Origin of the sequence: Corynebacterium sp. MSK074, assembly GCF_030229735.1 — a bacterium.
Classification (GTDB): Bacteria; Actinomycetota; Actinomycetes; order Mycobacteriales; family Mycobacteriaceae; genus Corynebacterium.
On sequence record NZ_JASPIX010000007.1, the window covers coordinates 21,275 to 41,982 of the forward strand.

Genomic DNA, 20,708 nt, shown 5'->3' on the forward strand with positions numbered 1-20,708 from the left:
TGATGTCTCAGCACTCACTAGATTTCACCTTTCGTGATGCAGGTCGCATTAATTTGTGATGCGCATCATCTTAAAGGTAGCTATGCCTTTTGTTCAACAACTTTTATGTGTTACGGGGTGGCGCGGGGGTGATCTAGGCTACTTTCCTGCCGCGTTTTCCCAGGTGGCTGGCGATTATCTGCAAAGCCTCGTCCGGCACTTTCATTTCGCTGGGGCCAAAGCGCAGCACCACGTATCCGCGGTTTTCTAGCGCTCGCTGCCTCTTTATCTGCTGCTTGACCACGTGGGCGGGCGCCTCGCCATAGGCACCGTCATATTTGGCATCACCATCGACCTCGACCACCAGCCATCCATCGAGACAGAGATCCGCCCGATACTTCCCGAGCAGTGGTTTCTGCGGCTCAATTTTCACCTGCGGGAAACGCTCAATAATGAGGGCTCGCAGATAGGACTCATAGGGCGATTCCGATCCGCCATACGCGTGCTCGATAACCTTACGCATGGCTGCTTGTCTCCTCGTGCGCCGCATCTTTGCTAGTTCTTCGTGCAAGTCATATGTGGTGACGTCGTGTTGTCTGAGGGCAGAATCGGTAGCTACCAGGCCATCTGGGAATCCGTGTAGCCGGGCGATTTCGAGGCAGGTGCGGGCGGGATTCGTGGCGCGCACACCCGCTATCGACACCGTGGATTCCTGGAGGGACTTTACCCGGCGGTACCGATAGCCTTTCGCGGTGAGCCTTCGTGGGGGCACGCTTCCCGAAGGCACCGCTAACTCCACCTCCTCCCCTTCCCTGGAAATTACCCACATTCCCCACAGCCGCGCGGCCGATTTACCGATGAGGACGGCGCGGTGGGTGCTCCACCCGGCAGCGACTACTTTGGCGAATTGTTGTTTATGGCGCACCCATTGCCTCCAGGTGGCCGTAGGAACGGCGACCCAGGGCGCTATCTGGGTGAGCTCACCGCGCTGGAGGGCTAAATGGTGCGGACTTTCGGCTCCGGCGTAACGAAGGTTGATGAAGTGATCTGTAATCATGGTTTCATCTTCGCGGCTGGCGGGGCGGGGCACGCATCATGCGGCTCAGGAAGGTGAATTTCCGAGGGCCTTGAGTGAGAGGCGGAACGTTAGGTCCAAGGTGATCGGGCCGAGTTGAAGGCGTTGAGGCTGATTTGAGGGCGGGTTGTGCTCAGATCGGCTCGATCACCTTCGACCTAAGGGGAAGTAGTTCACAGCGGCGGTGTGGGGGATAATTCAGCAGCGCGGTTAACCGTGCTTTACTAGAGATAATGGAACCCATCGAGCTCTCAGAACTAACCGGTACGCAATCGCGCACCTATGGCACCCGCAAGATCACCTCGGACATGGTCTCGGCACCAATCCATGTTGCGGTCGCGCTCTGGGACGAGCGTTGGGATTCCGCCCCCAACGGCACCATCGAAGGCTGGGTCATCGCAGTCAATACTAAGCAGACGCGTTTTGTGCGCCGCGGCCAGACGAAGAAGGGCGATATCGTCGATATCGCCGTGCGCGAGGTCAAACGCGCACTCAAGGGACTCGACGGACGAGTGTGGATTGTCACTGGTCGCAGGCAGAATGCGTTGCGAGCGGCACTCACGGCTGACGGTTTCACGGTGACGGGCAGCTTTGCGGGAGAAAATAGGGCTTCGAAAAGCGCGAGCTCCGTGCGCAGAAAACAAGCCGGCCTGACCGCACGGAAGGCGCGCAAGATGGGTGAGGCACCGAAAAAGAAGCAATCGGCACAGGTAGAGACGCCGAAAGCACACTGGTGGCCGAACTTCTCGCGCGCCTCCTCATGGTCCAAGGGCGACGTGGTGCGCATAGCCACCGATGCTTCCTCGGATACCGTATTCAAGGGGTCGATGTGCTTCGTTGCAGGCAACGGCGACTACCGGTTACGGACTCGAGAAACCAAGGCGAGCACCGATGAGCTCGAGCTCGAAGCACTGACGCTCGCGCTGAAATACCTGCTCAAGGTGGGTGCGCGAAAGGCGGTCATTGAGTCCGATTCCGTAGCCGCTTTGGAGGCGGTCGAGCAGATTGTGCATAAGCGCGGCTCTAAAGCATCGCGGCCGGGGCGCACGTGGCGAGGGGTGTCTTCGGGTGCGCGGTCCCGATTCCAGCAAGCTTGGGGTGATATCCAAGGTCAATGCGAGGTCGATATCCGGCGCGTGCTCGGGCATGCGGGGGATCCGCTGAATCGGGCAGCCGACCAGATTGCGTACATGGGGTTGCGCGCGATTGCGCATCCGATGAAGCAGTCTCGCGAGACGCTGCGCGAGGGGATTCAAAAAGCTCTCTCGGCGTTGTGATCCAATTGCTTAGGGCTTAGGGCTGATCTGATCAGGCCGAATTGAGGGAGTTAAGGCCGATCTGAGGCGGCCCAGCCTTCAGATCAGCCTGATCAGTATGGACCTAACGATAAAAGGCGCGACAATAGGCGCGCTGGGAGGAGGCGCGACTGAGGCCAGCCGGCCTGCGGAGTTAGGCGAGTCGGCGGGCGCCATCTCCCGGGCGGGCCACCAAGAAGGTAGGTTCTGGGAAGCTGCGGGATGCTGCGGCGTCATAAATGGCCTGGGCAGTGGACTCGACGTCCGAGCGCGGGATGAGCGCGATGACGGCGCCGCCAAAGCCGCCACCAGTCATGCGGGCGCCGAGTTCGCCTGCCGCTGAGAAGGCGGAGTCGAGCTCGGGGGTCGTGACCTCATAGAGATCGCGCAGGGAAATGTGGCTTTCGCGCATGAGGCGGCGGAATTCTGCCAGGTCGGAAGAGGTGAGCGCGGTGGCGGCGGCTAAGGTGCGGTCAGTCTCTTCCACCACGTGGCGCACGCGGCGGCGGTAGAGTTCAGCCTCCTGGGGGTTGACGGTGGCGGCGAAGGCGACGGCGTCCGGGATTTCGCGGATGGAGCGGCCGGCGGCAGCCTGGACGGCGTCGATGATGCCGCGGCGGGAGGCATATTGACCGTCGGAAAGCGTGTGCGGCGCATTGGTGTCCGCGATGAGCAGCACCATGTCCTGGGCCTCGATATTGAACGGCACGCGCTCGGCGGCACCGGTGGAAAAATCCAGGAAGAGGGCTTTGCCGCGCTGACCAAGGAGGCTGGCGTTTTGGTCCAAGCCGCCGGTAGAGGCGCCAACCACCTCGTTTTCGGCGCGGATGCAAGCCTGGGCCAGCTGCGCGCGGGCGGCGTCATCGGGAGCTTTGCCATGGCAAAGCTCGTAGGCGGCCACGGCCACGGAGCACTCGAGGGCGGCGGAGCTGGACAGGCCAGAGCCGACGGGGACATCGGAGACGATGGCAATATCGAGGCCGGTGCAGGTCAGAACGTCCGCGGCAGTGGCGGCCCAGACGGTGCCGGCGACGTAGCCGGACCAGTCGGAAGGGTGGCCGGGGCGGACTTCGGAGAGTGGGAGGCTGGCCTGGGCAACGCTGCCGTCGTATTCGGAGGCTATCCGGAGAAGGCCATCGGTGCGGGGTGCGACGGCGACGGCGGTGTTTTGTTCCAGCGCAAAGGGAATGGAGGCGCCGCCGGCGTAATCGATGTGCTCGCCGATGAGGTTGACGCGGCCGGGAGCGGCCCACACGCCGGCGGGCTCGGGCGCGTCCGGGAAGGCAGCGGCGAAGAGGTCGCGGGCTGCGGCTGCTAGCTCCGCCTCGCTGCGGGTGTTAATCCAGTTAAGCATCCCAGATCTCCTTAAAGCGGGCGGCGATGCGCTCCGGGGTGGTGTCATTGATCCACACGGCCTGCGAGGACTCGGAACCGGCGAGGTACTTCATGCGGCCGGGCGAGCGCATGAGCGAAAAGAGCTGCAGGTGCATGCGGATTCCGGGACGCAAGTCCGGGTCCACCGGGGCTTGGGTCCAGCCGGCGATATACGGGGTCTTCTCCACACCATCGAAGAAACGGTCCACCGCCGAGTACAGCTTTTTGAGCAGGGGCGCGAGGTCGGCGCGTTGGGCGTCGGTAAGTGCGGCGAAATCGGGTACTTCCTCGTTGGGCAGGACCATGGCTTCCAGCGGCCATTTGGCGGCGGCAGGGACGAAGACGGTGAAGTGCTCGGTTTCAGCGATGATGCGGGTGCCGGCGGCGCGCTCGCGCTCGAGGAGATCCTGGAAGAGATCGCCGTCATAGGCACGGGCGGATTCCACGATGGAGCGCAGGCGCGGCGAGAGGAACGGATAAGAGTAGATCTGGCCGTGCGGGTGTTGGAGGGTCACGCCGATTTCCTCGCCGCGGTTTTCAAAGGGGAATACCTGCTGCACGCCGTCGATCTGGGATAGCGCGGCGGTGCGGTGCGCCCAGGCCTCAATGACGGTGCGGATGCGCGATTCCGGCAGGTCCTTGAAGGATAGGGCCGGGTCCTCGGTAAAGCACACCACCTCGCAGCGGGCGCGGGCCGGAAGGCGCGGCACCATGCCGAGCAGGTTATCGTCCTCCGGATGCTCGATCTCCGCGGTGGTGGCAAAGGACGGGAAGCGATTTTCAAAGACCACCACGTCATAGCTGGGGCTAGGGATCTCCGTGGGCAGCTGGCCTTCGCGCGTGGGCGCCAGCGGGTTCTCGTTGGCCGGTGGCAAGAAGGTGCGGTTCATGCGGTGGGCGGCAAAGGCCACCCAATCCCCCGTTAGGGGATCCCGGCGCATTTCGGAAGCGGGGGAGACGGTGGGGATGTCGCGGGCGTCGACAAGCACGCGGTCGGGGTGGGGTTGATCGTCGAAGTAGAGGATCTCGCGGCCGTCGGCAAGCGTGGCAGAGGTAATCTCAACCATTAGTTTTCTCCTGGGATGGTGATGGGCTTCAGGCGCGCCCACAGCACAAAGGCGGCGGCCACGGCCAACAAAGCAAGGCTTGCCCATAGGTTATCGCTGGCGTTCTTAGCCTGCCCGGTATCCGGGTTGATGCCTGGGTCAAGGAAGAAATAGCAGCCGAGCAAAATCAGGCCGTAGAGGCCGAGGAGTGCGGCGATGACGTTGCGCAGGTCGAATGCACCCGCGCGCTTTTTCTCAGACATGTTGGGCTCCTTAGGCGAAGATGACGTTGAGGGCTACGGCCATCACCAGGCAAATGATGCCCAGCGGGACGGTCTGCTGATACCACGGCAAGGACTTTTCGGTGTAGTCCTCAAAGTGGTCCTTGGGAGTCACGGAAGAGACGAAACCAACCAGCTCGCTATCCGGCTTGGGCTGGGTGAACAGGGTGACCACGATGGATACCAGGATATCCACCACGAAGGCCACACCGGCCGCCACAAAGGCCGTGCCTTGGCCCGGCAGGTTGATGAGGTCAGTGAAGGACGCGACGTACCAGAAAGCGATGGCGGAAGCGGTACCGGCTACGAGTCCGGACCAACCGGCGTGCGGGGTCATGCGCTTCCAGAACATGCCCAGAATGAAGGTGGCAAATAGCGGCGCATTGAAGAAGCCAAACAGGGTTTGCAGGTAGTCCATGATATTGCCAAAGTTTTGCGCGAGCAGCGCGGTAAAGATGGCAATAGCGGTGGCGATAATCGTGGCGATGCGGCCGAACTTCAGGTAGTAGTCATCCTCGCGGTCCTTGACCACGTAGGTCTGCCAGATGTCATAGGAGATGACGGTATTAAAGGCCGAGATATTCGCGGCCATGCCGGCCATGAAGGAAGCGAGCAGGCCGGCGATCGCCACGCCCAGCAGGCCATTGGGCAGAAGGTCGCGCATGAGCAGCAGGATGGCGTCATTCGGCTCCGCGCGCTCCTCCATCAAGTCGGCCACGGATACAGAGGCAACCATGCCCGGAATGACCACGAGGAAGGGCACGAACATCTTGGGGAAGGCACCGATGATCGGCGTCTTGCGGGCGGCTGAAATGGAATCGGAGGCCATGGCGCGCTGAACTTCCACGAAGTTGGTGGTCCAGTAACCAAAGGAAAGCACGAAGCCGAGGCCCAGCACGATGCCGATGACGGACCACACTGGGTTCTCAAAACCGGAGATGTCCGTGCCCGGCCACGTGTGGAAGTGCGAATCCTGGGCCACCGCGTCCTTCAGCCCATTCCAACCGCCAACGCGGTTCAAACCAATGATGGTCAGCGGGGCGAGGGCGGCGATGATGACGAAGAACTGGAGAACCTCGTTATAGATGGCGGCCGAAAGGCCACCCAGGGTGATATAGGACAGCACGATGAGGCCGGCCACGAGGAGCGAGACCCACATCTGCCAGCCCAGCAGGGCCTCCACGATCGTGGCCAGCAGGTACAGGTTCACGCCGGCAATAAGCAGCTGGGCCACGGCGAAGGAAATCGCATTAACCAGGTGCGCGGCATTGCCAAAGCGCTTGCGCATGAACTCCGGTACCGAGCGCACCTTGGAGCCGTAGTAGAACGGCATCATCACAATGCCCAAAAAGACCATTGCCGGGATGGCGCCGATCCAGAAGTAATGCATGGTTTGGAAGCCATACTCCACGCCATTGGCGGACATACCGATGATTTCCACCGCACCCAGGTTGGCCGAGACGAAAGCCAGGCCGGTCACCCAGGCGGGCAGTCCCCGGCCGGAGAGGAAGAAGTCGATGGAGCTAGACACTCGAGCTTTGGCGGCCCAGCCGATGCCCAGCACGAAGAGGAAGTAGATGGCTACCAAGAAGTAGTCCACCCAGGAGGCATCGAGCCTCAATACGGATTCAGCAGTCTCCATGGCTGACCTTTCTAGTTATTGTTCTCTGCTGCAAGGCGCAGCGTGAATCTCTGCGGTTTCTGAGCGCTCAGGCGCACGAGGTCTTCCCCGCTGCGCAGCGCATTCGGCGGCGCGCTCATCGGCTCCACGGCCAATGCCTTGCCGGGGCCGCCTGCCCGCGGGAAATCGGCCGGGGTAAACATCTGCACCCAGTTCAGGCCTTCGCCCATCTCCAGGCGCACACCCTTTCCACCGGCCGAATACACGGCCGTCAGTGGGCCTTCGCCGTGGAAGCAATCGTCCCAGTCCACCTCGGCGATGGGCTGATTAACAATGCGCACCTGCTCCGTCTTTCCCGTAGGCAGGTTGCGGGCGCCTAGCAGGTAGCGCTTGCCGACGTCCACACTGAGCACCGCTTCCTCCGCCCCAGCTCCCTGTGGGGAGAGGTAGAGGTGCAGCCCATAGGCGAAGGGAACCTCACCGGGCTCCGTGGTGCGTGCGGTCAGCTGGTGGTGCAATCCCTGCTCATCGAGGGTATAGGTGGCCTCTAGCTGAATCGCCCACGGCCAGCCCTGGCGCGGCTCAATATCAAAGGCAAGAGCCACCCGGTTGTCCGAGCGTTCCTTGATGCGCCACCAATCCACCGCGAATCCATGGATGGCGTTATTGCGCTCCGGCTCCGTGATCTCTAGCTGGTGGGCAGTCCCCTGCCATTCAAACCAGCCATCTTCGGTGCGATTCGGCCACGGCGCCAGCACCACTCCGGCCATCAGCGGCGGCTTGCCTTCGTAGCTTTCTACCAAGGGCGCGCCGCGATAGGTCAGCGTCTTGAGTGCACCGCCGAATAGACCTATCTCGGCAACATAATCGCCGTGGGCAAGTGCGACGCTAGGGTAGTCGGCGTCAGGGCCAGCCGCTGCTCCACTGGTCATAACAAAGACCTTTCTGGCTATAACTTTCGTTGGATTTAGCCTAGGAGTACGGCAAAGCGCCGGTCAATCGTTTGCATAACTACCCGCGAATACCGCCGATTTCAGCTGCTCACAACCCTAGAGTTAACCGCCTGTTAACCTCTTTCGGGGTTGGAGGCGCCTGTGGACAGCGGTCCGTCACACCGAGGCAGGAGCGCTATCCCTGCATCCGTCGCCACACTATCCGCGCCGCGGAGTGTGGTGTGGCCAGGACTTCGCGCAGGTAATTGCGCGGCATCAACCGCCACGGGGTGCGCGCGGGATGCAGTCGCACGACAATGCCAAGGTGCCAGGCCCACAGCGCCGTGCGCAGGATATGAAAATCATTGGTTACCACGTGCAATACGGCATCCGGGGCCAAGCGGTGGGCATTTTCTAGATTTTCATTAGTGCTCGTGGCTTCCGGCTCCACCACTACCCGCTCGGCCGGCACGCCGCGCTCACTGAGGTATGTAGCCATAGGTCCCGCTTCACCACGGCCGGAGACAATAATCTGCTGACCGCTATAGAGCGCCAGCGCCTTGTCTAGGCGCGAGCGCAGCATGGCGCCGGGATAGCCGTGGGTTACGCGGGAGCCCAGAACAAGGAGCGGGTCAGACATGGATACCAGCATAGACTTGCCGGCTCTTGACAGGAATATGGAAATAGCCGTACCTTTAACTCAAATGTGCAATCGATTGCACCCAGGAGGGCCAGAAGCCGGCCCACACGCCTAAGCCAAGGAGGACAGCATGGCCGGAACCACCCTCAAGGACGTGGCCGCTGCTGCTGGAGTATCCATTTCCACCGCGTCCCGTTCGCTCTCGGGCAACCCAGCCATCTCGGAGTCCACGCGCCAACGCGTCAAGGACACGGCCATCAAGCTGAACTATAGGCCCAATGCCCAAGCACGAGCATTGCGCAGCTCCCGCTCTAACGCCATCGGCTTGGTCATCCCCAGCCTAGACAATGCCTACTTCGCCGCAATGGCCGCAGCCGTTGAAGAAGCCGCCGATAAGCAGGGACTCGCCACGATGATTACCAGTTGCGGCGAGGATCCGCAGCGACTAGTCAAAGCCCTCGATGCCCTGATGGAACGCCAGGTAGACGGCATTATCGCGGTACCTCTCGAAGGCGCCGAAGAAGCACTGGAGCAGGCGCGCGCTTACCGCCCGCTCGTGCTCATTGACCGCACCCTGGGCCAGATTCCAGCAGTGCTATCAGACCCCCACACGGGCATGAAACAAGCCGTGGAACAGCTTAAGGAGAAGGGGCACACGCACATCGGCTACCTTTCCGGGCCGCAGGAAACCTCCACCGGCCGCCAGCGCCTCCAAGCATTCAAGGCCTCCACCCGCGGTATGCCTACCCATATCCACCACGGCAGCTACCGCCACCGCGAGGGCTATAAAGGAGCTCTCACACTCCTGCAAGAAGGCGTCACCGCACTCATTGCCGGCGATTCCATGATGACGGCCGGCGCGCTGGAGGCCTGCCATAATGCGGGCAAGCGCATCGGAGAAGAAATCGCGCTCGTCGGCTTCGATGACTTTATCTACCTGCGCTTCCAACCCTCCCCTATCTCAGTGGTGGACCAAGATGTGGCCAGAATGGGCGAGACCGCCACGGCCAAGCTCATCGCGGCCATCAATGATAAGCACCAACCGGAAGGCGAGGTGCTAGAAACCCGCTACATCCCACGCATGTCCACCGCCCACCAACTCGATGGAGCCACGCCATGAGTGACTGCGTTTTGCGCCTGGACAATGTCACCAAATCCTTCGGCCCGGTGGAGGTCATTAAGGGGGTAGACCTCACCGTCCGCCGCGGCCAGGTCCAGGCCTTGCTGGGTGAAAACGGCGCCGGCAAATCCACCCTCATCAAGATGATTGCCGGCGTGCACGAACCAGATTCCGGCCGCATCCTGGTAGATGGCACAGAGGTGAAAATCCCAGATACCAAGGCCTCTGAGGCGCTGGGTATCGCCACCATTCACCAAGAGCTCAACCTTGTGCCCACCATGTCGGTGGCCGAGAACATCATGCTCGGGCGCACCCCACGCCGCTTCGGGTTGGTCAATCGCAAGCATCTCAAGGCACAAGCCCAAGCGGCACTGCACCTTATCGGCTTGGACGTGGACCTAGACATGCCGGTGGGTGAGCTGGGCGTGGCCAAACAGCAGCTCGTGGAAATCGCCAAGGCGCTGTCTATGAACGCGCGCATTCTCATCTTGGATGAGCCCACGGCCGCGCTCACCGGCAAGGAGGTTGATGCGCTCTTTGCCGTGCTCGAGGAACTCAAGGCCAAGGGCGTGGCCATGGTCTTTATCAGCCACCACCTGGAGGAGCTGGCGCGCATTGCAGAGACCATCAGCGTGCTGCGCGATGGCTCTTTCATCGCCGAGGTCCCAGCCGATACGGACGAAGACGAGCTGGTGCGCCTCATGGTCGGCCGCGAGATTGAAAACCAGTACCCGCGCGAGGTTCCTCCTGAGCGCGGTGAGGCCCTGCTGGAGGTCTCCGAGCTGACTTCCGCAGGAGCCTTTCACGACGTCACCTTCACCGTCCATGCCGGCGAAGTCGTCGGCCTCGCCGGGCTCGTGGGCGCCGGCCGCACCGAAATCATTCGCGCCATCGCAGGCGCCGACCCCTACGATTCCGGCACCATCCGTGTCGGCGGCACGCAGCTGCGCAGCGGCGATATTCGTGCTGCCATCCGCGCCGGCGTGGGCCATATCCCCGAAGACCGTAAGTCCCAAGCGCTAGTTCTAGATGCCTCCGTGGGCGATAACCTCGGATTCGCCACCCTCTACCCCACCGCTAAGGCGGGGCTTGCAGACCGCAGCGGCCAACGCCGCCGTGCCGGTGACGTAGCGGAGAAGCTGCGCATCCGCATGGCTGATCTCTCCCAGCCCATCCGGAACCTATCCGGTGGCAACCAACAAAAGGCTGTCTTTGGCCGCTGGGTACTGGCCGGTTCCAAGGTCCTCCTCCTCGATGAGCCCACCCGCGGCGTCGACGTCGGCGCCAAGGTGGAGATTTACAACATCATCAATGAGGTCACCGCCGCCGGCGGCGCTGTGCTCATGGCCTCCTCCGATCTGCCTGAGGTGCTCGGTATGTCCGACCGCATCCTCGTCATGTCCGGCGGCCAACTCGCCGGCCAGCTACCTAAGGACTCCACCCAGGACGAGGTCATGGCCTTTGCCGTATCCAATGTGACCTCTTCTACCTCTGCCTCTGCTGCCGCGCCTGCCGGCACTAACCCCAAGGATGAAGCATGACCAAGAATCGAGTAGTTAACTGGGCGATGAATAATGGCGCGCTCGTCGGCCTCATTGCCCTGTGCATCGCGCTGTTTATCGCTACGCCGTATTTCCTTACCGTGGCGAACCTGCTCAATATCGGCATCCAGGCCGCGACGGTGGCCATCTTGGCCTTCGGCATGACCTTTGTCATCGTCACCGCCGGCATCGACCTCTCGGTGGGCTCGGTCGCCGCGCTCGGCGCCATGGTCTCTGCCTATATGTTCTCCACCGCGGGGCTGCCTGGCTGGCTCACCCTGCTTCTCGGCCTGATCGTGGGTGCGCTGGCCGGCGCCATCTGCGGAATGGCCACCGCGTGGGGCAAGATCCCCTCCTTCATCGCGACGCTGGCCATGATGTCCATCGCCCGCGGCCTCACCCTGGTCATCTCCCAGGGCTCGCCTATTGAAACTGCCCCGTCCGTCAACGCCTTTGGCGGCGATATCGCCGGCTTCCCCGTGCCCATCATCATGATGGTCATCGCCGGGCTCATCTGTTGGTTCATTCTGGAGCGCACGGTGCTCGGCCGTTCCATGTACGCCATCGGCGGCAATCTGGAGGCCGCCCGCCTCTCGGGCCTGCCGGTCAAGCGTATTCAGATCGCTGTCTTCGCGCTCTCCGGTTTCTTCGCCGCCTGGGCCGGCATGGTCATGGCCGGCCGCCTCGAATCCGCACAGCCACAGGCCGGCACCGGCTATGAGCTCGATGCCATCGCGGCCGTCGTCATCGGTGGTGCCTCGCTCTCCGGTGGCCAAGGCAAGGCCACCGGCACACTGGTCGGCGCGATCTTGCTAGCGGTCATCCGCAATGGCTTGAACCTGCTCAACGTCTCCTCTTTCTGGCAGCAGATCGTCATCGGCCTGGTCATCGCGCTGGCCGTCGGCTTCGACGTCATCCGCAATAAGACGGCCAACTAAGGAGCACCCGCCATGAAAAAGCTCATCGCTACCCTCCTCGTCCCGGCCCTCGCGCTGGGCCTTGCCTCTTGCAATCGCTCGGAAGAAGACCGCAACCGCATCACTCTTGCGCTCTCCACGCAGACCAATCCCTTCTTCGTCGAGCTGCGCCACGGCGCACAAGATAAGGCCAAGGAACTCGGCGTTCCGCTAGACATCCAAGACGCTTCCGATGACCCCGCCCAGCAAGTCAATCAGCTGGGCAATGCCACTTCCATGGGCGCCAAGGTCGTCGTGGTCAACCCCACCGATTCCGATGCCGTCGCTCCAGCCGTGCGTGGCATCAAAAATGACGGCGTGCCCGTCATCGGCGTGGACCGCGATGTCAACGGCGTAGAGCTGGATTCCATGGTGGCCTCCGATAACATCGCCGGCGGCGCGCAGGCAGCGGATAAGCTTGCCGAAGCCATCGGGGAAAAGGGCGATATCCTCATCCTGCAGGGCACCGCTGGTACCTCCGCCTCGCGCGAGCGCGGCAAGGGCTTTGAAGAGCAGATTGCGAAGTATGGGGACATTCGGGTCGTCGGCAAGCAATCGGCGAATTTCGACCGCACGGAAGGCCTCAACGTCGCCACCAACCTGTTGCAGGCCAACCCTAATATCAAGGCCATCTTTGCAGAGAACGATGAAATGGCGCTCGGCGCGGTCGAAGCTTTGGGCTCGCGCGCTGGATCTGAGGTCAAGGTAGTGGCTTTTGATGGCACCTTCGATGGCCTCAAGGCGGTCAAAGATGGCAAGCTAGAAGCTACCATCGCCCAGCAGCCCGCAGAGCTCGGCGCCCGCGCCATCGAACAAGCCGCAGCACTCCTGCACGGTGGCGCGGCGGAGAAGAACGTCCCCGTCGAGGTCATCACCGTCACCCGCGACAATGTGGAGGATTTCCAATGAGCAAGCTAACCGTCGTCGGTTCCATCAATGCCGATCTCATCGTGCACGCCGAGCGCCACCCGCAGCCCGGCGAGACCCTGCTGGGCTCTGGCGGCGACATCTTGGCCGGGGGCAAGGGCGCTAACCAGGCTGTCGCGGCCGCGCAGCTGGGCGCCACCGTGGCCTTCGTGGGCGCGGTCGGCTCCGATCCCTATGCCGAGCCTGCGATGCACTACATGCGTACCTCCGGCATCGATCTGGGAGCCGTGGAGCAGGCCGATACCAACACCGGCCTCGCCGTCATTACCGTCTCGGCCGACGGCGAGAACACCATCGTCATCTCCCCCGGTGCCAACGCGCTTGTCGACGCCCCCTTTGTCTCCTCCCGCGCCTCCACCATCGCCGATGCCGATGTAGTCCTCCTCCAGGGCGAAATCCCCGCCTCCGGTTTCCAGGCGGCGGTCGAGGCGGCCCAAGGCCGAGTGGTGGTTAACCTCGCGCCCGTGGTCGAGGTCGACCGCGACTCGCTCCTGCAAGCCGATCCTTTGCTGGCCAATGAGCACGAAGCAGGACTCATCCTGGACCAACTCGGCCTACCTGCAGAGGGCGCCCCGCGCGAGCTCGCCCACCGCCTGGTAGAGGCCGGTTTCCGCTCTGTTGTACTCACCCTTGGCGCCCACGGCGCCTACGTGGCCACCCCGGAGAGCGGCACGGATATCCCCACCCCGCGCGTGACCGCCGTGGATACCACCGGCGCCGGCGATGCCTTCGCGGGTGCCTTCTGCGCCCAGCTGCTCACCGGTGCCTCGCTTGTCGATGCCGCCACCTTCGCCGCCCGCGTCGGCGCCTTCGCCGCCACCGGCAACGGCGCACAGCCTTCCTACCCCACCACCGAATCCGCCCTGCCGGAGGTCACCGATGCGTAAATCCGGCCTGCTCAATCCCACGCTCACCAGCGCCGTCGCCCGCCTCGGGCACACCGATACCTTCGTTATCGCCGATTGCGGCCTGCCCATCCCCCACGATGTGCCCGTCATCGACCTCACGCTGACCTTCGGCATCCCCACCTTTGCCGATACCCTGGCCGCCCTCCTTAAGGAGGTCGTGGTCGAAGCCGCCACCATCGCCGATACCACCCCGCCCGAGGTACGCTCCCTGCTTCCCGCAGTACCGCTTACCGAGGTCACCCATGACGACCTCAAGCGAGAGGTCGCCCGCGCCTCCTTCGTCGTGCGCACCGGTTCCACCACGCCGTTTGCCAATGCCATCCTGCGCTCCGGCGTGCCCTTCTAGCGCTTATAAACGCTTCCGCGTGCCCCTACGGTAAACACTTCCACCAGCACTTCTTGCTCCTCTACGGAGTACAGCACGCGGTAATTTCCCACCCTTATTCTTCGGCCACTCCTGCCAGACAAAGCGATTGATCCCGGTGGATATGGGTCTTTAGCCAGTCCACCGATCGCGCGCTTAATCCGTTGATATTGCTTTCGGTTTCCCTGATGGATTTTTTGTAACTCTCGCTTAGCCTGCCGCGTAAACGCGATGTTGTATTCCATAACCTCTTAAAAAGTTGTACTCTTTGCTAACTTAGTACTAGTAGTACTTTGATGTATTAGGAGCTTTCATTGTCTTTGCCCCTTTCCGAACTCCGCACCCGCTTAGGCCAGGTCATTGACCAAGCCCACTACGCAGGCACCCGCACCGTTGTCACCCGCAACGGTAAGGAAGCCGCAGTTATCATTTCGCCTCAAGAACTAGCATTCCTTGACCGCCTCGAAGCCGCCGCAGATGCTGAAGCCCTCCGCCAAGCCCGCGCCGCCGATACCGGCGAACGCTTCTCTTTTGAGCAGGTCACGGAAGAAATTGAAAGGCGCTAGCCGTAAATCGGCTCGGCTGCATACCCGGCTAAAAGCCAATGCCAACGCCACACGGATTCGTGAGCAAGAGAGCCGAAATTCGTTCGCCCCTCATGAGCCTCAGAAATCTGCTGAACCACATCCACCAGGTGATGCTTGACGCAGCTGCCTGAATAGCGAAGAACGGTATACCCTCTTAGCGCCGCATCATTTCCCTTCCAGCGGTCTTTAACGAAAGTCCCCAAATCCTCCGCCTTATGGAAGTCATAGCCATCGATTTCAACGGCGACCTTCCCTACAACGATGTCCCATAAATAGGGACCTATCTGGTGGTTTACCTGAACCTTCTTCCCACGCCGCTGAAGCGCGCGGACTACTTTCCTTTCTGCTTCGCTATCTGCACCTACCGCAGATTTGTTCACTAATTCCCGAACCCGAGCTGGTACCCGTGCGATACATCCGAGGTCTTTTTCTAAGGCTTGCTTACCGCGCCTGTTTTGATATCGCGTTTCAAGCATCGTTACTGCTTGATCGTCATCCACCGCAGCAGCCGCTAGCAGGGGATTTTGCACAGGGATACCTTCAAACGTAAATCTCGTTTTCTGCCGCGTTCGCTCGACTTCAAACCACTGCGAACCACTCACGACATGCTTGTAGGCAAATTTCAGAGGAAAGGTCATCTCCTTCTTGGAGTACAGCTGCACCGCAGAGCTGCCTGCAAGCATGATTCCAGGCCACCGCTTGTGCAGGATGCGAGCTACTTCCATGGGAGTCGGTTCCCGCCACGTATAGATCCCGCGGCCGATTCGGATTATCTTTCCATTCGCTACATGAGTTTTAAGCTCGCCCCTGCTTAAGCCTGAAGCCAGTACTTCTTCCATGCTTCCCCCTTTGAGCATTATTCCCCTGCCCGAAAGCTTAAAGCACGCTTCCTCACCCCGCAGGCTACAACGATGCAAAGCAAGCACGTTTTACCCTTTTCCTCCGCGAATTTTGCCCAATCGTGCTTGTTTGGCATGTTGGCAAGGGGCGACGAGAACTTCGCTAGAGACTAGGAGACAAAACAAGCACGTTTTGCCGAAAAACTACGTTGTTTTGGCTAAAACGTGCTTGTTTTGTTTGGCCTTAGACCGGAGAGCTACTCCCCTAGCAGCTTGTCGCGCAGGTTCTTATCCTTCTGCTCTACTTCCTCGGCCATCTGCTTTTGGTAGTCCACCATCTTGTCTTGGATGGCGGGGTCGCCAGCGCCGAGGATGCGGGCGGCGAGCAGGCCGGCGTTCTTCGCACCGCCGATGGAGACGGTGGCTACCGGCACGCCGCTAGGCATCTGCACGATGGACAGGAGGGAGTCGAGGCCATCGAGATCCTTCAGTGCGCGGGGGATACCGATGACCGGCAGCGGCGTGGCCGCGGCGACCATGCCGGGAAGGTGCGCGGCACCGCCGGCGCAGGCGATAATTGCCTTCAACCCGCGGGTATGGGCTTCCTTTGCATAGGCCAGCATCTTTTCCGGGGTGCGGTGGGCACTGACCACGCCGACTTCGAAGGGGATGCCGAAGTCCGCGAGGACCTGAGCGGCGGGTTCAACGGTGGGCCAATCGGAATCGGAGCCCATGATGATGCCTACATGCGGTTGCATAGTGTCCTTTCTACAGGCAGGATTTTAAGCCCATGTGGCGTGCACGAGGAAGTGCGCGGCCTGGCGGGCGATGGTCAGGGTCTCGTCGGTATCTTCACCAGTGACGTTGACGTGGCCAATCTTGCGGCCAGGGCGGTGATCCTTGCCGTAAAGGTGAATCTTGGCCTGCGGGTAGCGCTGCATTACTTCACGGACACGCTCCGGCATGGGCATGGCGGGATCTTCGTCGGCGCCCAAGACATTGGCCATCACGGTGACGGGTGCAAGCGCGTCGACTGCGCCCAAGGGGAGGTCGAGCACGGCGCGCAGGTGCTGCTCAAATTGGGAGGTCACGCAGCCATCCTGGGTCCAGTGGCCGGTGTTATGCGGGCGCATGGCCAGTTCGTTGACGGAGATATCCTCGCCCTCAGGGCCGTCGAAGGCAAAGAGTTCGACGGCCAGCACGCCGGTCACGCCGAGAGATTCGGCGATGGACAGGCCCAATTCGGAAGCGCGCTGGGCGAGTTCTGGTGCAAGGCCGGGGGCGGGAGCGATGGCCTCGGCGCAGATGCCGTTTTCTTGGCGGGACTGGGTGATCGGCCACACCTTGGCCTCACCGGAAGGACGGCGGGCTACCAAGATGGAAAGCTCGCGGGTAAGTTCCACCTTTTCCTCGGCCATCAGCGGGGTTCCGGCCTCGAGCAGCTCGGAGACCAGCTCGTAGCAATTTTCAGCTGTAGGGAACCATACGCCCTTGCCGTCATAACCACCGCGGCGGGCCTTGAGGCACACGCGGCCATCGACGGCGTCGAAAAAGGCGCGGGCATCGGCCACCGAGTCGATCGCAGCAAAGCGCGGCACGGGAGCGCCCAGCGCGGCGAGCTTTTCGCGCATCTTGAGCTTATCTTGCGCATAGATGAGGGCGGTGGGCTGGGGCTGGACGTTAAATCCGGCGTCGATAAGCGCGGCGGAGTGCTCGTTGGGCACATGCTCATGCTCGAAGGTAATGGCATCCGCGCCCTCTGCCACACCGCGCAGCTCCTCCAAGGAGGTGTAATCCCCCAGCACCACGTCCGGGGTGACCTGCGCGGCGGAGGAGTCCGGCTTGCTGGCCAGAATCCGCAGGTGAATATCGAGTTCCGCGGCGGCCGGCTGCATCATGCGAGCCAGCTGGCCGTCGCCACAAACAGTTACAATAGGCTTTAAGTCACTCACGTCCCCCAATACTAGCCTGGATACTATGTTCACTCGTCATACCATCTTCCAAAATTCCCTCATGACCGCTTTGCTGGACGGCATTTATGACGGCGAAATGACCATTTCGGAACTGCTTGGTAAGGGCAATTTTGGCCTCGGCACCTTTGATGGCCTCGACGGAGAGATGATCATTTTGGATGGCACCTGCTACCAGCTGCGCGGCGATGGCTCCGCGCAGATTGCAGATCTAGACCAGCGCACCCCTTACGCGGTGGCCACGAACTTTGTCCCGCGCATTACTGCCGACGCCCCCGCGGGCCTGCGCCGCGATCAGCTCTCTGCGTTCATCGATAAGCTCGAGCCTTCCGCTAACTACATGTACGCGGTACGCATCGTGGGCACGTTCAAGGAGGTGACCACCCGCACGGTGGTCAAACAAGAAAAGCCCTACCCGCCCATGTCTGAGGCCGTGGGCGGCGATAAGGAGCTGCACTTTAAGGACGTCGAGGGCGTTATCGGCGGCTTCCGCACCCCCGTCTATGAAAAGGGAATCTCGGTACCGGGCTGCCACGTGCACTTTATCGACGCCGCCCGCACCTCCGGTGGCCACGTGCTGGACTACGTAGTGGATAAGGCAACGGTTGAGCTTTGCCCTGCCTCCGACCTAGAGCTGCGCCTGCCGCTGACGCAAGAATTCAGCCGAGCTAACCTCTCCCCTGAGGATCTGGATAGCCAGCTGCACACCACCGAGGTTAAAACCAAGGGCGATCATTAATAATCTCGACCACGCGCTTGGGCTTGGCCACGTTGGGAAAATACATGGCCCGGTCCCAGCCGTGAATTGCTAGGGAGACCCCGCCCCGGCGCTTGCGGGCGCCGCGGATATCCTGCAGCGGAATCGAATCAATATTTCGGCCCTCGCGCGCGATGACGCGCCTATTAGTCACGATGAAGCGCTTGCGGCGGGCCTTATAAAGAGGAATGACAAAGCGCCAGATTCCCAGCAGCGCCCATACCGCGACGAGACCATTTCGCAGCATCGGGTCTACTGCTTGGACATCGCACCAGCCGATGGCGATCCACAGCAGGCCGGTGATGAGGATGAGCTCGAGGAAGGGGAAAATCAGCGCGCGAAACGGCGCGGAGACATCCGCGCGCTTGACCTCACCTTGGCCCATCTTCATTAGTCCCATAGCTATGGATGCTACCTCGCGTGTCTACTTCCGTGGACGCAGGTGCGTGACATCACCTGCGGAGTAGTACTCGCCGGCGACCATGATGCGGCCGTCCTCGCCGATTTCATCGACGTGCCCGGTGACATCGCCGGACGGAGTTTCCAAGCGCACCTCCTGGCCAAGCGAGGAGCAGACCGCACGGTAGTCGCGCAGGAGCTGCGGATCTTGGTTCTCCCACTGCACGATGCGGCGGCGCAGGTTCTTCAGCACGGTAATGGCCAGCTCGGTGCGGTCCGTATCGCGGCCTTCGAGTGCGAGCGAGGTGGCCTTTTCAATCGGTAGGTCCTCACGAGTCAGGGTGACATTGATGCCCATGCCCACGACGACGCGCGCAGATGGTGCGGCGCCACCTACTGCCTTATTAACCTCTGCTTTATTCACTTCGGCCTTATTAACCTCGGCCTTGTTAACCTCAGTCTTGCCTACCTCTACCTTGGTGAGCTCGGTCTTCGGCGCGGCCTTGAAGGCCTGGCCCACGGGGCCGGCTTCGGCGAGGATGCCGCACAGTTTATTGCCGTCGATATGCACGTCGTTTGGCCACTTCAGCACGGTGCCCTCGATCGAATCGGTCACCGCGAGGCCCGCGGCCAGCGGCAGTGTGCCCAGGTGCTCGAGGGATTCCGGCAGCAAGAGCACGGAGAAAATGACCTGGGAGCCGGCCGGCGCGGTCCAAGTGCGGCCGAGGCGGCCCTTGCCGGAAAGTTGTTCGTCGGCAAGCAGCACGGTGCCATCCGCAACGTTGGTGGCCTGCATCAAATCGGTATTGGTGGAGCCGGTCTTTTCCACGAAATCGATGGTGGTGAAATCGTCCGCCAGCGCGGTGCGAATGCGTTCCAAATCAAGTGCAGTCATAAGCTTCAAGGATACCGGCCGCCAATGGTGCTAGTGTGTTGCGCATGGCAAAGGTCACTTTTGAAAAGGTCAACATCACCTACCCCGGCGCGAGCGCGCCCACGGTAAAAGACTTGGACCTCGATATCGCGGACGGCGAATTCCTAGTCCTCGTTGGCCCTTCGGGCTGCGGCAAGTCCACGACGCTACGTGCGCTGGCGGGGCTGGAACCTACATCCAGCGGCCGCATCACCATCGATGGCAAGGACGTGACCGACCTGGAGCCAGGTGATCGCGATATCGCCATGGTCTTCCAGAACTATGCCCTCTACCCGCACCTGACGGTGGAGGAAAACATGGGCTTTGCCCTGAAGCTGGCAAAGCTTCCCAAATCCGAGATCAAAGCCAAGGTGCACGAGGCGGCGGAAACGCTCGGCCTGACCGAGTATCTCAAGCGCAAGCCCAAGGATCTGTCCGGCGGTCAGCGCCAGCGCGTGGCTATGGGCCGAGCTATTGTGCGCGAGCCGAAGGCCTTCCTTATGGACGAGCCGCTATCTAACTTGGATGCCAAGCTGCGCGTACAGACCCGCGCGGAGTTGGCCAGCCTGCAGCAGCGCCTGGGTACGACGACGGTGTATGTCACCCACGACCAGGTGGAGGCTATGACCATGGGTGACCGCGTGGCGGTGCTCAAGGACGGCGAGCTGCAGCAGGTTGCCCCGCCGCGCGAGCTTTACGACGCCCCCGCGAACGAATTCGTCGCCGGCTTCATCGGCTCACCAGCCATGAATATCTTTGACTACAACGGTTCCCGCGTAGGCGTGCGCCCAGAAAAGATGTTTATCAACAAAGGCCCGGTGGGCTTCCAAGGCGTGGTGGACATTGTGGAAGAGCTGGGAGCCGAGTCCTATGTCTACGTCACCGTTGGCGACAATCGTCTAGTTGCCCGCGCCGAAGGTACCCCACCGCAGCGGGGTGAAGCGGTGGTACTGACCTTCAACCCACGCGAGGCGCACCGCTTCGATCCAGAAACGGGCCGTCGCATCGCCTAGGACTAGCTGAACTAACCGGAGCGGTAAGTCAAACGTGAAAACGGCGGCTGGTCTCCACACGCAGTGTGGGGACGATGCCGGTTGTAGTAATGCAGCCAGGCGTCGAGCTCACCGCGGCGTTCGGCTTCGGAAGTATACCGGTGGGCGTTGAATCACTCGCCAACCCCACCA

At 61.6% G+C, this 20,708-nt stretch carries 23 protein-coding genes and 1 pseudogene; 10 read left to right on the forward strand and 14 right to left on the reverse strand.

The window, feature by feature from the left end:
- Positions 1 to 133: 133 nt before the first annotated feature.
- Complete coding sequence (locus tag QP965_RS07535) at positions 134 to 1,036, reverse strand: DUF559 domain-containing protein (protein ID WP_284844559.1); 903 nt, start codon at positions 1,034 to 1,036, stop codon at positions 134 to 136.
- A 251-nt stretch (positions 1,037 to 1,287) separates the two neighbouring features.
- On the opposite strand from QP965_RS07535, the gene QP965_RS07540 reads away from it, so the two are divergent.
- The gene (locus QP965_RS07540; protein ID WP_284844560.1) at positions 1,288 to 2,331 is read left to right on the forward strand and encodes an RNase H family protein; all 1,044 of its coding nucleotides are present in this window, start codon (positions 1,288 to 1,290) and stop codon (positions 2,329 to 2,331) included.
- A 172-nt stretch (positions 2,332 to 2,503) separates the two neighbouring features.
- Here the strand turns inward: QP965_RS07540 and galK are convergent, their stop codons facing one another.
- From galK to QP965_RS07570, 6 genes are all read right to left on the reverse strand, one after another.
- A complete protein-coding gene (galK, locus tag QP965_RS07545) occupies positions 2,504 to 3,703 on the reverse strand; it encodes a galactokinase (protein WP_284844561.1) in 1,200 nt (399 codons plus the stop codon).
- Entirely contained in the window at positions 3,696 to 4,790 is a 1,095-nt protein-coding gene (galT, locus tag QP965_RS07550; RefSeq protein WP_284844562.1) for a galactose-1-phosphate uridylyltransferase, read from the reverse strand. The genes galK and galT overlap by 8 nt, the downstream gene beginning before the upstream one ends.
- A complete protein-coding gene (locus QP965_RS07555) occupies positions 4,790 to 5,032 on the reverse strand; it encodes a hypothetical protein (protein ID WP_005322508.1) in 243 nt (80 codons plus the stop codon). The genes galT and QP965_RS07555 overlap by 1 nt, the downstream gene beginning before the upstream one ends.
- 10 nt (positions 5,033 to 5,042) lie before the next feature.
- Positions 5,043 to 6,692 carry a sodium:solute symporter family protein gene (locus tag QP965_RS07560; RefSeq protein ID WP_225745861.1) on the reverse strand — a complete coding sequence of 550 codons (1,650 nt, stop codon included), beginning with the start codon at positions 6,690 to 6,692 and terminating at the stop codon, positions 5,043 to 5,045.
- A gap of 11 nt (positions 6,693 to 6,703) precedes the next feature.
- On the reverse strand, positions 6,704 to 7,603 hold the full coding sequence (locus QP965_RS07565) for an aldose epimerase family protein (protein ID WP_284844563.1): 900 nt from the start codon (positions 7,601 to 7,603) through the stop codon (positions 6,704 to 6,706).
- Positions 7,604 to 7,799: 196 nt separating this feature from the next.
- Positions 7,800 to 8,243, reverse strand: coding sequence for a YdcF family protein (locus QP965_RS07570; protein WP_284766779.1), 444 nt, complete (start codon positions 8,241 to 8,243; stop codon positions 7,800 to 7,802).
- Positions 8,244 to 8,373: 130 nt separating this feature from the next.
- Between QP965_RS07570 and QP965_RS07575 the strand changes: the two genes are divergently transcribed.
- The 6 genes from QP965_RS07575 to rbsD are packed head-to-tail and all read left to right on the forward strand — an operon-like array spanning position 8,374 to position 14,041.
- Positions 8,374 to 9,363, forward strand: coding sequence for a LacI family DNA-binding transcriptional regulator (locus QP965_RS07575; RefSeq protein WP_284844564.1), 990 nt, complete (start codon positions 8,374 to 8,376; stop codon positions 9,361 to 9,363).
- The gene (locus QP965_RS07580) at positions 9,360 to 10,904 is read left to right on the forward strand and encodes a sugar ABC transporter ATP-binding protein (protein ID WP_284844565.1); all 1,545 of its coding nucleotides are present in this window, start codon (positions 9,360 to 9,362) and stop codon (positions 10,902 to 10,904) included. Before QP965_RS07575 ends, QP965_RS07580 begins: the two co-directional genes overlap by 4 nt.
- The gene (locus tag QP965_RS07585; RefSeq protein ID WP_150851164.1) at positions 10,901 to 11,842 is read left to right on the forward strand and encodes an ABC transporter permease; all 942 of its coding nucleotides are present in this window, start codon (positions 10,901 to 10,903) and stop codon (positions 11,840 to 11,842) included. Before QP965_RS07580 ends, QP965_RS07585 begins: the two co-directional genes overlap by 4 nt.
- A 12-nt stretch (positions 11,843 to 11,854) precedes the next feature.
- Positions 11,855 to 12,769, forward strand: coding sequence for a substrate-binding domain-containing protein (locus tag QP965_RS07590; protein ID WP_284844566.1), 915 nt, complete (start codon positions 11,855 to 11,857; stop codon positions 12,767 to 12,769).
- A complete protein-coding gene (locus tag QP965_RS07595; RefSeq protein WP_284844567.1) occupies positions 12,766 to 13,674 on the forward strand; it encodes a ribokinase in 909 nt (302 codons plus the stop codon). Before QP965_RS07590 ends, QP965_RS07595 begins: the two co-directional genes overlap by 4 nt.
- Positions 13,667 to 14,041: a D-ribose pyranase gene (gene rbsD, locus QP965_RS07600; protein WP_284844568.1), complete on the forward strand. Its 375-nt coding sequence runs from the start codon at positions 13,667 to 13,669 to the stop codon at positions 14,039 to 14,041. Before QP965_RS07595 ends, rbsD begins: the two co-directional genes overlap by 8 nt.
- On the opposite strand, the gene QP965_RS07605 is transcribed toward rbsD, so the two are convergent.
- Entirely contained in the window at positions 14,038 to 14,304 is a 267-nt protein-coding gene (locus QP965_RS07605) for a type II toxin-antitoxin system RelE family toxin (RefSeq protein ID WP_284844569.1), read from the reverse strand. The two genes, rbsD and QP965_RS07605, sit on opposite strands and share 4 nt — an antisense overlap.
- Before the next feature lie 69 nt (positions 14,305 to 14,373).
- On the opposite strand from QP965_RS07605, the gene QP965_RS07610 reads away from it, so the two are divergent.
- The gene (locus QP965_RS07610; protein WP_284766786.1) at positions 14,374 to 14,625 is read left to right on the forward strand and encodes a type II toxin-antitoxin system Phd/YefM family antitoxin; all 252 of its coding nucleotides are present in this window, start codon (positions 14,374 to 14,376) and stop codon (positions 14,623 to 14,625) included.
- Here QP965_RS07610 and QP965_RS07615 read toward each other — a convergent pair.
- The 3 genes from QP965_RS07615 to QP965_RS07625 form a co-directional block, all read right to left on the reverse strand.
- Positions 14,622 to 15,485, reverse strand: a complete 864-nt coding sequence (locus QP965_RS07615) for a DUF559 domain-containing protein (protein ID WP_284844570.1) — start codon at positions 15,483 to 15,485, stop codon at positions 14,622 to 14,624. The genes QP965_RS07610 and QP965_RS07615 overlap by 4 nt on opposite strands.
- 257 nt (positions 15,486 to 15,742) lie before the next feature.
- Complete coding sequence (purE, locus tag QP965_RS07620; protein WP_005322524.1) at positions 15,743 to 16,243, reverse strand: 5-(carboxyamino)imidazole ribonucleotide mutase; 501 nt, start codon at positions 16,241 to 16,243, stop codon at positions 15,743 to 15,745.
- Positions 16,244 to 16,267: 24 nt separating this feature from the next.
- Entirely contained in the window at positions 16,268 to 17,383 is a 1,116-nt protein-coding gene (locus QP965_RS07625) for a 5-(carboxyamino)imidazole ribonucleotide synthase (RefSeq protein WP_284844597.1), read from the reverse strand.
- Between the two features lie 79 nt (positions 17,384 to 17,462).
- On the opposite strand from QP965_RS07625, the gene budA reads away from it, so the two are divergent.
- A complete protein-coding gene (gene budA / locus QP965_RS07630; RefSeq protein WP_204610019.1) occupies positions 17,463 to 18,194 on the forward strand; it encodes an acetolactate decarboxylase in 732 nt (243 codons plus the stop codon).
- Here budA and QP965_RS07635 read toward each other — a convergent pair.
- Both QP965_RS07635 and QP965_RS07640 read right to left on the reverse strand, forming a co-directional pair.
- Complete coding sequence (locus tag QP965_RS07635; protein WP_284844571.1) at positions 18,172 to 18,612, reverse strand: hypothetical protein; 441 nt, start codon at positions 18,610 to 18,612, stop codon at positions 18,172 to 18,174. The genes budA and QP965_RS07635 overlap by 23 nt on opposite strands.
- Before the next feature lie 24 nt (positions 18,613 to 18,636).
- Positions 18,637 to 19,506: a biotin--[acetyl-CoA-carboxylase] ligase gene (locus QP965_RS07640; protein WP_284815224.1), complete on the reverse strand. Its 870-nt coding sequence runs from the start codon at positions 19,504 to 19,506 to the stop codon at positions 18,637 to 18,639.
- A gap of 44 nt (positions 19,507 to 19,550) precedes the next feature.
- Between QP965_RS07640 and QP965_RS07645 the strand changes: the two genes are divergently transcribed.
- A complete protein-coding gene (locus QP965_RS07645; protein ID WP_239228957.1) occupies positions 19,551 to 20,537 on the forward strand; it encodes an ABC transporter ATP-binding protein in 987 nt (328 codons plus the stop codon).
- An 11-nt stretch (positions 20,538 to 20,548) separates the two neighbouring features.
- Here the strand turns inward: QP965_RS07645 and QP965_RS11590 are convergent.
- Positions 20,549 to 20,635: pseudogene (locus QP965_RS11590) on the reverse strand (hypothetical protein); the annotation flags it as partial.
- Positions 20,636 to 20,708: the final 73 nt, after the last annotated feature.